At 49.7% G+C, this 13,714-nt stretch carries 14 protein-coding genes; all 14 read right to left on the reverse strand.

The features are described 5' to 3' along the window. Positions 1–34 precede the first annotated feature (34 nt). The 14 genes from ACOYW1_RS04740 to ACOYW1_RS04805 all read right to left on the reverse strand — a co-directional run bounded on the left by ACOYW1_RS04740 (position 35) and on the right by ACOYW1_RS04805 (position 13,509). A complete protein-coding gene (locus tag ACOYW1_RS04740; RefSeq protein WP_482421862.1) occupies positions 35–1,018 on the reverse strand; it encodes a CsgG/HfaB family protein in 984 nt (327 codons plus the stop codon). A gap of 335 nt (positions 1,019–1,353) precedes the next feature. Beyond that, positions 1,354–1,665 (reverse strand): hypothetical protein, encoded by a 312-nt coding sequence (locus ACOYW1_RS04745; RefSeq protein WP_482417288.1) that lies wholly within the window; start codon positions 1,663–1,665, stop codon positions 1,354–1,356. 298 nt (positions 1,666–1,963) lie between these two features. After that, on the reverse strand, positions 1,964–2,581 hold the full coding sequence (locus tag ACOYW1_RS04750; protein ID WP_482421863.1) for a class I SAM-dependent methyltransferase: 618 nt from the start codon (positions 2,579–2,581) through the stop codon (positions 1,964–1,966). Between the two features lie 297 nt (positions 2,582–2,878). After that, complete coding sequence (locus ACOYW1_RS04755; protein ID WP_482421864.1) at positions 2,879–3,781, reverse strand: DUF302 domain-containing protein; 903 nt, start codon at positions 3,779–3,781, stop codon at positions 2,879–2,881. A gap of 104 nt (positions 3,782–3,885) precedes the next feature. Next, positions 3,886–4,632, reverse strand: a complete 747-nt coding sequence (locus tag ACOYW1_RS04760) for an alpha/beta fold hydrolase (RefSeq protein ID WP_482421865.1) — start codon at positions 4,630–4,632, stop codon at positions 3,886–3,888. 325 nt (positions 4,633–4,957) lie between these two features. Beyond that, positions 4,958–5,971, reverse strand: a complete 1,014-nt coding sequence (locus tag ACOYW1_RS04765; RefSeq protein WP_482421866.1) for a transporter — start codon at positions 5,969–5,971, stop codon at positions 4,958–4,960. Between the two features lie 17 nt (positions 5,972–5,988). Further along, complete coding sequence (locus ACOYW1_RS04770) at positions 5,989–7,764, reverse strand: arylsulfatase (RefSeq protein ID WP_482421867.1); 1,776 nt, start codon at positions 7,762–7,764, stop codon at positions 5,989–5,991. A 786-nt stretch (positions 7,765–8,550) separates the two neighbouring features. Continuing rightward, entirely contained in the window at positions 8,551–8,823 is a 273-nt protein-coding gene (locus tag ACOYW1_RS04775) for a hypothetical protein (RefSeq protein WP_482421868.1), read from the reverse strand. Positions 8,824–8,876: 53 nt separating this feature from the next. Next, a complete protein-coding gene (locus tag ACOYW1_RS04780; RefSeq protein WP_482421869.1) occupies positions 8,877–9,032 on the reverse strand; it encodes a hypothetical protein in 156 nt (51 codons plus the stop codon). Positions 9,033–9,145: 113 nt separating this feature from the next. Then, the gene (locus ACOYW1_RS04785; RefSeq protein ID WP_482421870.1) at positions 9,146–9,889 is read right to left on the reverse strand and encodes a Tim44 domain-containing protein; all 744 of its coding nucleotides are present in this window, start codon (positions 9,887–9,889) and stop codon (positions 9,146–9,148) included. A 304-nt stretch (positions 9,890–10,193) separates the two neighbouring features. Next, positions 10,194–10,601, reverse strand: a complete 408-nt coding sequence (locus tag ACOYW1_RS04790; RefSeq protein ID WP_482421871.1) for a hypothetical protein — start codon at positions 10,599–10,601, stop codon at positions 10,194–10,196. Between the two features lie 217 nt (positions 10,602–10,818). Next, positions 10,819–11,562 (reverse strand): hypothetical protein, encoded by a 744-nt coding sequence (locus tag ACOYW1_RS04795; protein ID WP_482421872.1) that lies wholly within the window; start codon positions 11,560–11,562, stop codon positions 10,819–10,821. A 409-nt stretch (positions 11,563–11,971) separates the two neighbouring features. Beyond that, on the reverse strand, positions 11,972–12,508 hold the full coding sequence (locus ACOYW1_RS04800; protein WP_482421873.1) for a hypothetical protein: 537 nt from the start codon (positions 12,506–12,508) through the stop codon (positions 11,972–11,974). A gap of 746 nt (positions 12,509–13,254) precedes the next feature. Further along, positions 13,255–13,509 (reverse strand): tautomerase family protein, encoded by a 255-nt coding sequence (locus tag ACOYW1_RS04805; protein ID WP_482421874.1) that lies wholly within the window; start codon positions 13,507–13,509, stop codon positions 13,255–13,257. Positions 13,510–13,714: the final 205 nt, after the last annotated feature.

Here is a 13,714-nt window from a genome sequence, read left to right on the forward strand (position 1 = left end):
GACCCGGAAGCCCAGAATACCAGTCAGCAGCGTATCAGGACGCCATGGTCACAACAGTGAGATGTGCCGTGTTGCAACGGCGCGACGATGTGACGCCCTGTTCTTTCAGCAGCCTGTCGTCCAGCCTGAACTGTTTGATTTTTTCGAGCTCCTTGAAAAATACATCGTCGGGGCTGAGGGTGCAGGCCCGCTTCAGCTGTTCCAGGGCTTTGGTGTAGTGGCCGCTGTAGCCGTAGGCCACGCCCAGGTCATAATGGGCCCGTGCCCGAAGTTTTTCATCGATGTCGGGGTTTCTCTCGGCTTCGGCAACCGCGGTTTCAAACATCTCGATGGCCGTTGCCCAGTCCCCTGTTTTGGCGAATTTAATGCCGGTCTCAAGCCAGGGCAGGTCATCGTCGTCATAGAGTTTCACGCTGTTGTAAACGGTGTAAGGCGCGATCATTCTCATGAACTTGCCGATCAATTTATCCTGCAAAGAGCTGAACACCTTCTCTTTGTCCCAGGTGACCTCCGGCCTTTCTTCCCGTCGCGACTTGGATTTGGACTTGGTCTCGTCAATTACTTTGGTTGCGATGATCTCACCGGTGGAGGTGTCCACCATTTTAAAGCCCACCTTGAGATGCCAGTTGCCCTTTACCTTGTAGCGGCGGCATGAATATTTTTTCCCGTCCTCACGGCAGGTTGCCTTGGAAGAGCTTCGCTTCTGGGTGTATTTCCGTTTGTACACCTGCCCGAAGATCAACGCACTGCTGCCCATGACTTTACCTAACCTGACGGAGTTGTTGGGGTTGGCAATATCGGACATGGAGAGGTTTTGTTCTTTTAAGATGCGGTTCAGGTTCGTCCGGTCCAGAACATGGAACCGGTCGCTCTCGAAGAGCTGTTGCGTCAGGGTGTCGCTGATTTCGCGGCCATGGGTCCCCTTAAAGGGAAAGACCGTGACATTCTTGTACGATGAAAGATTGATCTCTGCGGGCTTCAGGCGCGGCACTTTCAGCTTGGATGCACAGGATGTCATCAGGATACAAATGAAAAAACAGGAAAATACAGAAATGGCGCACTTTTTGGTAAAACAAAATCTCATACGACCCCCTCGGATTCGATGCAATAAGGAACAACACAATGTCAACCCAGAATCGAAGGGTACTACTATAGCCCAATATATTTAGTCAATTTGTTTCTAAAAATTGTGACTGTCTGGTAGGTGTGGGACAAGGTCGTCCGGAAGGGGATGGAGCGACTGGTTTTCGGAAGGGCAATGGGTGGGTGTGCTGGACGTATCGCAGTTGTTTTCGGAATCGGGCACGGCAGGCTGCTGAAGCCAATGCGCTGTGCCCGATGTCTACGATGGAATCAGGATGGGCTTTTAATGAGTACTTTTTTTGAAAAACCCTGTTTGATATCTACGAGGCTGATGTGGAAGTCGCTGTACTCTGCCTTGAGGGCTCCTTTTATCGCTATAATTTGAACAGGAATCATGGAGGCCCAAATGATAAATGGGCGAAATTTTGCCGTAATGGAACGTTCGTGTAACATGATGGCTCCACCGACATCAATGAGGGCGAAGAAAAGGCCTACTATGATTCCGATGAGAACAGAGAAGGCAATGGTTCTCCAAAGGAAGCTGAACCAGACTTTAATTGCTACTTTCCACGATACATCCACTGCGGTTACCTCCATAACATTGAAATGGTTTTCTGAATGCTTGCTGGATAATGCTGAAGCGCTTAGCTGTGAACAGTGTTGGGGCTATGCCCATGGGGTTGAATTGAGACGTTCGCTGGGTGGTCATTTCTATGTGTATGACGAATCACTTTTTGAGATATTTATACTTTTTAAAAGAAAAGTAAATAAAAAAATGAGGTGTGTATCTGTGATTGCTTTTTCGCGAGTACAGAGGCGGGGTACACATACTTTCAGATGTATAGATCGGTAAATTGCCACAATGGGAATTTGATTTAAGTTATTTTTGTGCGGGGTGTATTTTCTTTGCGACAACAGAATAGGAATGCCAGTGCTTATCGCCTGCCGTGGCTGTTGGGCCCATTTCGTCGCGTTCATGGAAATACTCCATCTTAAAGCCGGAAAACATGCCGTAGACCTGATCCACGCTCAGGAAGGTCATGGCTGTGTTGGCCGACCATTCATCGCGGTCACCGAAAAGGGTCCCGGCAAACCGACCACCAGGCTGGATGGAACTGGCAACAATCTTCCAGAGGGTATGGAATGCCTCCGGTCTGCAAAATGGGAGGGATAAGCTGGCGTTTACCAGCAAAGCGGTTGGCAAAGACTGAATTTCCTCAAACAGCGACACGCGGGTTTTCAGGTGGTTCGCATGGGGAGCGGCTTTTTCCTCAACCGCGCGTATGGCTTCCGGTTCCTTGTCGACTGCAAAGACGGACCATCCCGCAGTCAGAAGGCTCAGGCAATCACCCCCGGCACCACACCCAAGGTCCACAGCGATTTTTTCTGCGCCATGGAAGGGTTCATGGTCAAAAAAGGCCAGCGCTTTTACAAGCGTTGGCCTGGGAGGTATGTCGTTTGTCTTGTGGCAGTATGTTTTCCAACTGAGATCGTTCACTTGTACCCCTCCCGTTGAGGCGTCACTGTGCTTGATATCCGCCTGGGACGATGGGCTATTTTGTTACCCAAAGGCGGTGCGTACATGACGGTAAAACGGTCTATGGGGTTATGTCTACAGGAAAATGCCACTATTTTTGGGGATAGCTGGCAGGTATGGCCGGTGTGGGGTGCGGAAGGGGTTTGTGATAGGGGGACTTTGAGTGGGTGGGCAGACGAGATGTTTCCCAAAGGCTGCCCATCCACGCGGCACCAGAGGGTTGGACGCCTCTGGGAAATGGTCGTGTCTGATACTCTGTTACTTATCAGCCAACTCAAGGGCCTGTTTAAATGTTGTTGAAAGCCTTTTATTTATAACGTGATGGGGGTTGATACTTTTACCGTAATGTAACTCCGCCAAAAGGACAATGTCGTTGTACGCCACCTTGACTCCGTTTTTTTCCGTTTCATACACAAGAATTTTCTGGCAAAAAGCATCAAGACCCAGCTTTGGAAATTTCGCCATTGCCGCACCACCCGCAGCGGGGCCGCCGAAAAGGAGGAGCTTCATTTTGGGTAGTTCGTCACCGATGCTTTTTGCGTCTTCATCATAATTGATCGTGGAAAACCACAGGGTGTCCCCTTCGGCCATGATACTGTTTTTCAGCCGTTCAATGGTCTCTTCGAGAAGAAACGGGGAGGATAGATAATTGATCCCGTATTCAAGGGTAACACCCTTTCCGTCAACCACGGAGACAACGTCCGGCGGCAGCTTTTTCAAAGGAGTTGTGAACGCGTGTGTATACTCATCCAAACTCACCGAGGCTTCCAGCCCATGTCTTTTCCTTAAAAAATCAGCGGAAGCATAAAGAACGTTTGCTGTCTGTCCCTGCATCTCGTCGCTGTATACAAGAATGCGAAATGGAAGGTCCAACCCGATAAGGGGGGAGTGTTTGAGTAAGGGGGTATTTACCTTTGGGTCATTGTAGATGGTGACCTGGGATGCAGGCATGTCAACCCCTTGTTCTTCTGCAAGGCGGGCATGATCAATCATCAGGACAATCTCTTTTTCAGGGATTTTTTCACCAATGGCCTGGCTGTACTTGTCAACACCACTGAATCGGGTTTGGGGCTCGCTGTCGGATTGACACCCGATAAAAACCGAAGGTGTCACACCAAAGAGAAGTACGACAAGCCAGGTGATTGCTGCCGGATATTTCATGTTACCTCCTCTGGGGTGGCCACTTGCGAGTGAATATCAGCCATAATGAGGCGAATATATTTTATGAACTCAGCGCACGATACCGACACACCATCCCTGATGGATCAGGGGTGCTCTTTGATCCAGGCAAGGACCATTTTCTGAAACTCCTCGTGAGCATCCTGATACGAAAAATGGCCGCAGTTGCTGAATACATGAAGCGTGCTGTTTGGAAGTCTTTTGTGGAGGCGTTCTCCATTGTCGAGTTTGAGCAGTTCATCGTTTTCTCCCCAGAAAATCAGGGTGGGAACCTGAATGCCTTCAAGGAGAGGGTCCACTTGTGCCAAGCTTTGGGGGTACCCTTCGAACCACTTCAAGATGATGTCCATCCGTTTTGCGTAGGCGTTTTTATAATCGGAGATTTCTTCTGTATTCGGTACGTAATTTACGTACCCGACCCGGTTGCCTGCCTCAACCAGGGCACCGCCACCGGCAATGGTCATGATACGGCGCCAAAACGCGGAGTACACCATTTTGTCGATGATGCTTCCATTGGACGACGGCTCGATTGCCGGGCCGTCTCCCACCAGAATGCTTTTTACCTTAGCTGTGTTTCCATTGCCTGCCCCCACATGGTAGAGGATGGTCGGCATGCCGATATCCGGGCCCAAAAGGTGGGCATCCTTAATCTCGAAGTGTTCTAAAAAGGCACCCAGAAATTCCCCTTGAGCTTTGAAGTTCATGTACTCTGTGCCCCCTTCACTATGCCCGAACCCAGGGAGGTCGTAAGCGAAGAGGTTTGTGTGCTCGGCAAGCCCTTCCCATATGGGAGCGTAGGCCTGTATGCTTTGGGGAAGGGGACAGAGAAGCACGAGGGTCGGCTTTCCTTCAGCCGGTGAGTGGGCGTAACGCACTGTGGTTCCGTTTAATTTGACGGATTTCAGCGGAAGCGGGTACAGGGTGGGAAACGTCGGTTTGGACGGTTGATAGCCAGATGCGGCTCTCAAGCGCCTGAGGTGTGGGGACTCCGGGGTTACCATCATGAGGGCTGATGCATTTATACGGTCCATTGTGGAAATTGTCGTCAGTGGCTGCGTTTTCAAATGGTCATTCATTATTTATCTCCTAAATAGGGAAAGCCTTTCCATGCTTAAAGGTTATAGCGATTGAACGTAAACCTTGGCGGCACGTTCTGATCTATTCCATGTCAGACCCTATGCGGTGCAGGCCGTCGAGAAGTGGTGCCCAGAAAAAGGTAAGTGAGAAACTAAAGGTACTCATTCGAATATCCCCTGGATCAGAGTCGTTGATGGTGGTTTGATAACCCAAATCCAGAACCAGATTCCGAGTGAGCTGCGTTCCAATGGTTGCACCGACACTTGAAAAATTCTCTCCATCTGTCTCGATGGGGCCTACTTCCGAGTCACCCAGCTGTAAATACGTGTAATCAAGAGACGCCCAGAGGTTGTCACTCAGGTCGTGTGTTAAGTGGGCGGCTATGCTGAAACCCGGGTCCGTGCTCTGGGTCAGGTTTCCGGTGGGGCCGTAATCGTCGTTATCGCCATACAGGATAACGGCAGGAATTATTTCAAGGGACGTTCGATGGCCAGGCCCCCAGACATCCCCTATCTGGTAAATCATTGGCAGGCCGATACGCCCCCAAAAACGATTCATCCCCATGTTGATGGCTTCCCCCTTGTTGTATTCTCCCAGTGGAACGCTTAAATCCGCCAGGAAATCAACCGAAAACCCGGGGTTGTACCTGAGTGCATCAGGTAGATTTCGTTGCGGGCCAGGCCCGATGAGGTTTATGTTGAATTCAAAAAACGGATCTCCAAATCCGTTGGCCGAAGAATCAACCTGATTTGCGGAGCCGTATGTACTCCTGAGGGAAATATCTCCCATGGGTTGAAGGTAGGCAAATTGGGCAGAACGGCCAAACAGGGCAAAATTTCGTGCATATCCGGCAAACACAATGTTTGCATCGATATTGGCATCTGCGTTAATCGTATAGCTGGGATCCAGGGGATTGACATTGCCATCCACATTAAGACCCAGGATCGGCGTGAAATTCGTACCGATTAACGTCTTATGGTAAAACCGTGGCGGCAGCGAGACCGCAGCGGCGGTCACGGAAAAAGCCAAAAGGACTGTCAGCAGTACGCATGTAACGACCAAGTGGGAAGCTCTTGTTTTTTTGTATACGTTCATAGTCACCGTCCTTGAGTCTAATCCTTGGGGTCAGCAAGCATATCCGTTGGCGGTATGTATTGTTTTCGATACAATCCCGGGGGGTACTCGTCGTACATGGGAAACCTCAGGGGCTTGTTCCACCAGAGGCTTTCTGACAAGGCTCTATTGGGCAAGATAATATTGTTTTTGGGCATATACTCATTTTCATAAAGGGCTACCAATTCCTTCAGCACATTCGGCTTATCCTTTGCAAGGTCATGGCGCTCTGCCCAATCGGAGCTGAGGTCGAACAACTGCCATTCCCTTGTGCCGTATGGCCGCCAGTTATTGAGAATCTTCCAATTTCCCTTTCGAAGCCCCATGGCACCCATGATCTCCCAGCCAACCCAGTCATCGGGGCCCCTGACTGTTTTCGCGGGATCTTTGAGCATACCGAGCCAGCTCCGCCCGGATGTATCTCCGTTGGGGTAAACCTGGCCGGTCAGCTCTGTCAGTGTCAGCATGATATCGCTGACGTGCATGAAGTCATTGCGGATGCTGCCTGCTTCATGCTTGCTGTCGGGCATTTTTACAATGAGGGCATTTCGAATCCCTCCTTCAGAGGGAAAGGACTTATGTCCATAGAAGGGCGTTGTCGAAATTTGGGCCCAGCCGGGACCGTATTCCGGGTAGGACCGAGGCGTGCCCAGCACGTTGATGTGGTGCTCCTGGGACCAGTTTCGTGCCCTGAAAATATTGTTACTGAGGCCAGGTGCGGTGATAGCTTCAAAGGTATTGTTGCCTTCGGGGCCGTTGTCTCCGAAAAAAATGACCACTGTGTTCTCATACTCTCCGATGTCTTTCAGGTATTGAATGACTCGGCCGATGTGATGATCCACATTGGTCATCATGCCGGCGTACAGCTCCATATGCCTTCCAAGCATGGCTTTTGTTATGGGTGCCAGGACTTCTGAATCCGGCAGGAACCAATAGCGTTCCGCCAACTCCACTCCCTCTGGCAGCAACCCCAATTCGTGCTGGGCTTTAAAGCGCTCTCTGTGAAAGTGTGTCCAGCCCTTGTCGTAGACTTCCTGATACATACTTCGCCATGGCTCGTCGACGTGATGAGGGTCATGGGGGGCTTGATACGCCAGATAGGCAAAGAACGGCTTTCCTGTTTTGCGGCCATCCTCAATAAAGGAGATCATTTTATCTGTATAGGTCTTGCTGGAATAATAACCGCGGGGAAGCTTTTTCAGGTACTTGCCGTCTTCCGTGAACATTAACTTGGGGTTGTCGGTATAGAGGTTTGTCATGTCATAATGGCTGCCATGGCTGTCAAGCATGACGAAGTCCCTGTCAAACCCGCGCGCTCTGGGTATGAGCTCAGGGAATCTGCCCAGGTCCCATTTACCGGTCACGTAAGTGGCATATCCTGCTTGCCGCATCACATCTCCCAGTGTCTTGTACTCTTCCCGCAACCATCCCTCATAGCCGCGTCTTCCCACCTGGTTTGGGGCTGTAAAAAGGTTCATTGTCCCCGCGCCTGCGACGTGGTGGTCCACACCGGTCATCAAGGTAGCCCGGGTCGGGGTGCACATTGGGTTTGTATAAAAATTGGTAAAACGTACCCCTCCCATGGCCAGTTTATCGATATTGGGGGTTTGAATCTCACTTCCAAAGGAGCCTATATCAGCCCAGCCCATGTCATCCGTTAAAATGATCAGAATATTGGGCTGCTTTTGTTCTGCATGGGTGAAATATGGAAAAACCAGAAGTGCAAAGAAGCAAATAATCAGTAGCTGGAATGGCCTTTTATCTTGGCAGTACATAAGCAAACTCCTTGATGATGTAATTGTAAGAGTTTACGTCCCGTATAAAGTCGTAAGGGGCAGGGATGTTGCATGTATCAGAAGTCGTGGGAGACTTTGCTATCACTGTGGAAACATCTTTCCGGTACATTATTGCCTGGAAAAGTAGGCCTGTTTCCTGAAAATGGTGCGCTCATGATCATAAATGGCGTTTGACGCAGTGCCATTCGGGGGGGGGACTGCAATCGCCGTTTGATGTTGTTGAGGCTCGGCAGCGACAGTCCATTTATCCATCATTCCTGACCGCGGTTGAACGAAGGAAGTCGCCTTTGATTGCGTTGTTTTTATGGTAGTGAATTGAAAGGAGGCTTTTGGGTTTGGTCTTACACTGCAGAGGTTCCCATGTAGGGTAGGGCCGGGAGGATGGTTGGATGTATCTCGCGAAAGGAATGGTGGAACAATGTGAAAACGGGAAATCTGCAAATATGTATCTAAAAATAAAGTATATATGAAAAGCCGTCAACCCTTTTTCTGACACTGCATGGGGCGATGTGAGCCGAGGTTAACAGGGGCGCCGTTAAAATTTTACTGCGGCTTTGTGGGTTCTTTATATTTGGAAGAAATCGTCAAATTTACGGTGTATTGACGGTTGGCTGCAGAGATTTCTCATGCTTTGAGGAGCATGATATTTGAGGTTTATATCACTGTTAAGTGTGGCGGACTTCCAGTTACCGGCAGGCCTGGGTGTATATGATGTCCAGGCCCACCGGGCTTGAAGGCCCATGGGGCATCTTCCACGAGCTGTTATCAGGCCTGTTGACCCTGGTATGCAGCGATACCCGGCCAGTTGCCTCTGTCCGTAAAGTCATTCACCCCAATGGCGGACGCATCCGGGGAGTCTTTCATCACCTCTTCCAGCAACTGAGTGCACCATTTGAATGTTTCCATGGCTTCTCCAAGGCAGTTGTGGCGAAACACGGAGATGTGGGCAACGAGCCCATGGTCGGTACAGGTGATTTTCATTCCGTTTGCAAAGCCTGAAATGTCCTCTTTTTCAGCGTCGATGGACAGGAGGAACAACCTATCACCGATGGCAAAGGCGGCGACACTGTAAAACGCCTCTTTTTTGCTGCTCAGGGCTTCCTTTTAATAGGTGTGGTCGCTGGTTTTTCGTCTTTGTTCACCTTGATGCAGATGAAGTAGGGATCATCATAGTCATCCAGGCCGTCAATGTAGCTCTTGGCGTCCTCTGGAAGTGTGAGTTTGTCATATAAATCGCTGCTTAACATGCGGTATCCTTTTATGCTCTAAATCGTCCTTCACTGGTCGTGCTTAAGGTGCATTGCTGCAAAAACAGCCCTGCTTTAAGTGGGCTATGGGCTGAGGGGACTACCCAAGTATGTTATTTCAGTTCTTCGCTGAAGGAATGAAACCCTTTCATGTCGGACATGGTGACCGTCTGGTCGATCTCGTCCAGCACCCAGCCTTCGGGGCCCCTGATGAATTTCCACAACTCGACAAACCCTTCGGGCGTTTCTTTTTTGCCCGAAATCAGCTCCCCGCTGGTGGTGTCGATGGTGTAGTCGACCATGCGGCCCTTGATATGGGCCCAGAACCTGTCCCGTGAATCGTCTTTGTAGTCTGCAACTTCGACGATTTTGGCCTCTTCAAGGTTGATCCCTTCGAGGATGTTCTGCCTGTTCTGGGAAATCATCATGTCGGTCTGTGTTTTGTGCTTCAGGTAGAGCCGTTCGCTGATGTAGTCCCGGGCTACCTCCTGATCGCGCTCCATCCACGCTTGTTGAACCTTGAAAAAGGCAACCTCTACCCGTGATTTGATGTTGGACATGTCCCAGGAGGCATCATGGGCGGCGAGCTGCTCGATGAGGCCCTTGCATTGCTTGTTCTTCTTGACGAGCATGGTGGTCGTGATGCCGGAGTACATCATGAAAAATGGCGCCAAAAGAATGCCCCAGATGCTAAATCTTCCTCCACCACCGCCCCTGGAGCTGCTGAACCCACCGAACCCGCCGCCACCTCCGGCCCTTGCCATGGCCTCCTCGGGAAAAACGCCCAAAAGGAACAGGGTTCCGCATACAATCAATGCCGCCAGGATATAGTGGTGTGTTTTTATCTTAAAATTCATGGTGTCCTTGTGTTGATATGTTGTTGGCGTCAGCCTTCACAGCGACGCAAATAATCACCAATAGTCAATTCCAGCGCGACAATTGAGCACAATCAAGAGTAAAAAACAATGATAAAAATAACAAGGCAGACGCCTGGTTAGAAATGCAGGCAGGAGGTCTCAAGGAATGACGGGCAGGGAAGGGGTGTGAAACATGGCTCTGGCCAAGGGATAAGCCCGTGCCGGTGACCGGCAGGGAGGTGAGACCCTCTGGGGTTTTCCGTTGGCCAGATTTGGAAAAAAACAAGAATAGGTCTTGATTTTCTCAGGTGGGGTTACTCAACAAGGAGCCCACAAGACCAATGAAGTACGTGATGAAAATAATGATTTTTATCGGCTTTTTGAAGTGAGGGCTTTTCCACAGCCCATAGAGCCCAAGTGGAAAGAAAAAAATCAAAAGCAGAACCACTTTCCAGTTATGATCATACCAATTGGTGCCGCTGTCGATGCTGTCTGGATGGGTCTCCGGGCCGTTTTCATGCTTTTCGGCTACCTCACGAGCCAGGCTTTCAATCTGTTCCCTTGGCATGTCAACCATGTCTTCCAACACATCAATGACACTGTCGATGGACTCTTTTCGCTCATTTTCCAGTTTCTGCTGCTGATCTGTTTGTCTCACTTTTTCAATGATCTCAGCGGTAATGTCCTGGGTGTTATCTTTGCTACCAAACATAGTGAGGCTTGTCTTTCTGCTTTTTATGCACGTTGATCCTGATGACAATGTCCCTGAACGCATCACGTCAAAGGGTTGGCGGGCCTGCAGGCTACATGGACGCCATTGGATAGCCTGGATGAATCCTTACCTTTTGATCTCTATAATTGCAAGTGAGTATTAGTGGCCGTAGGCAAGCGGGTCAGGCAAACCAAGTGCATCAGGACCTGGTATCCTTTTAGCGGTCATCCTTTGTCCAGGAAGCAAGGGTGTTGCTGTAAAACATCCTGAGGACCTTGGGGGTTCCTCCAAGGGTTCTGCGCAGTTCATCAACAAACATGGCCGGGGCATACCCTTTCCGAAAGGTGGTGTTGTGCCCGGTTTGGATGAGGTAACCATCTTCGTGCCTGCCGATGATCTTGTATTTGTGCTCCACTGGCCACACTCCCTGGACCGTGAGGTACGCGGTTCCGACGGTGTGATATTCGATGCATCGGTAGGCTTCGGCGCGGTCTTCAGGGGGCAGGACATTGAGAACATAACTGGCGATGATGACATCGTACGTCCGTTTCAGAACGTCCCTGTTCGGGTAAAAGTTGGGATCATAGTCCGCCACGTCACGGGCTCCTGCAGCCAGCAGGTCCTTGCGGGCCATGCATTCCCGACCGGTTCCCAGGTGCAATACCGTGCGGCCCTTCACAAGGCCCTGGTCGCATAGGTATCGAAGGGGTTGGGATGATCGCCTGGAATGGTCGAGGGCCGTGAGCCTGGAAGCGGTGACCATGGGGGCGTGGGTATGGGAGGCCATGTTTGCAAGGTCTGCTGCCAGGGCCTTTTCTATGCGCTCAAGGGGGACAGACCAGTGGCCCGTTGCCGATGAAAAGGTGCATTGCCTGGCATGAGATGCATGCACCGTGTAGGTACCATCCCGTCCAGGGACGATGTTCCATCCAGCCTTGAGCATCCGCTGTGACAGTTTCATGGGTGGTGGCTGATCCTTTCCGGGCCATGTGCCAGCCCGTTGCTCCACCTCTTTACCACAGCACCTCGTGCAATAAAACCATATGGGGACAGGCTCTATAAGCTCTTTACCTTAGCTGCCTTGGCAGTCAAACAAAGAGTTCAGGGCCGCAGGCACGTTGGAGTACATGATTTTCTTCGAAAAGTGAAATGGCTTCACGTCGATTTTCGCTTCTTCGAACATGTTTATGGATCCGGCAGGGACATATCCCTGACCATTGAATTTAAAGACCCGCATGGTGGGATTCAACGTGATATACGCCTCATGGGATACCTCTGAACGATACTGTGTGTCCAAGGCAAGGATTTCATTACCGCTGTCTGCGTCGATGTCTCCATAAAACAGATACGTTATGCCTGACGAAAAGAGTTTAAATCCTTCCTTGGAGAAGGTACTTGAGCCAGGCAATGACAGAACGGGCTGAAAGGAGAAGTCCGGCTGAATCGACACAAACAGGTCTGAGGATGAGCTCAGGTGGCCGGACCCTGCCAGCACAGACCACAGGTTGACATGGATCCCCAGCCGGTATCTCAAATGATTCCATGACGCCGTCCATCTCGGAAAAGTGGCCGGGATACTCAGTATACGATGTCAGAGACGATCGGTGATGTCCATGGAAGACAGAACGCAGGTCGTTGCAGATGTTTACGGTGGACAGGTAGACGGTATGGCCCTTGTCCCCAGAATGGGGGTCGGGCTGGGTTGCCGCATACAGTAAGACCACCACATCTTCAGATATCTGGTTTTTTGCGTATATCTGAACCCTTGAATCCATTTTTCTGGCATCTGCTTGGGCGATGTCACTTGGGGGCATGTTGAGTAACAGGAACGTCTCAAGGTCCGGTTCAGCAAAAACGGTGTGAACGTTCAAGACAAAGATCAGAGTGAGAATGAGTTTTTTCATCATGTTTTGTAGTGTCTTGTGTGGATTATGTTGGTACTTCAGAGATATTATCTATCCCTACCATCACTCCAACTATCAGGAATCCAGGAAGGCCAGTCTTGAATGCATGGAGCGATATCGGGACCGAACGGATTGGGATGTTCAAAGATTATTCATCCGGCCAGGAGATAATTTGTTGTCTGATCTCATGGCATTGATCCGGGCGGTTTCTTACGAAATATGCCAAATCCAAGATGGCACCACCGCAGGTCGGGCATTTTTTTAAGGTGACTTGGCCTTTGGGAAATACATCCAAGCAACCCTCACACACACGCCATTCCTGTATGTTGCAACTTTTTTCCGAGTTGTATTCTTTGATGCATCCATAAATGAAGGCAAAAATTAGAATGAAGGACCCCAGCATAATGAGACAATAGCCAGTTTCTTTTGGGACCATAAACCCATATTTGTAATCCCACTCATCGAAATAGTAAATTGTCCCGAGGATGATGAAGGATAGTCCTAAAAGAAAATTTTGCATGTTTTAAATCTTTGAGAATTCGAGAAATGGGTGAACTCGGGTTTTTGATGGTAGGGTGCGCCGTGCGCACCGTATGGCGTTGCAATGCCCTGTGATATTACATAAAACGTTGTATTCTCGATCGTGTTGTGGGGCCACATGCCGGAGGGGCGAAGGCGCCGCTCCTTGGCTTTTGACATTGTAAGAAAGATGCTGCTATGCGACTCTCTTCCAGTTATCGCGTGATCTCTCACACGTTTAGATCAAACCCCAAATCAATTTCACTTGCAGGAACACCACCACGGACGCCCCAATTACCCAGTTCAGGTTCATAAAGGACAACGACGGCATCATTGTCTTGATAACCGAGATCCTTTAACCCACTGAATATTAGCCTGTATAATGATTTCATCGCAGCAGCCGACCTGCCGGGTAGAATTGTAATTTCGATAATTGTGAATTTATTTGTTCTGTCACTTGGAATTTCAAAAAGAACCGGTATCATACTCGATAATTCTTTGTACTCTTGTTCTTATCTGGAATTTTGAATGCTTCAACCAAAGATGAGTGAATGGTATTCAGCAATATTTTTTTTCAGAATCAGATCTCCCCTTTAGGATGCTGATTTTTACTAAAGGCATTTTATTGAATCCTTACATGAAATGTGCGCTGCCAACCTACTTCAGCGAAATAATGGCCTACAGTACAAC

It is taken from the genome of Desulfoluna sp. CYM3A, from assembly GCF_056829965.1.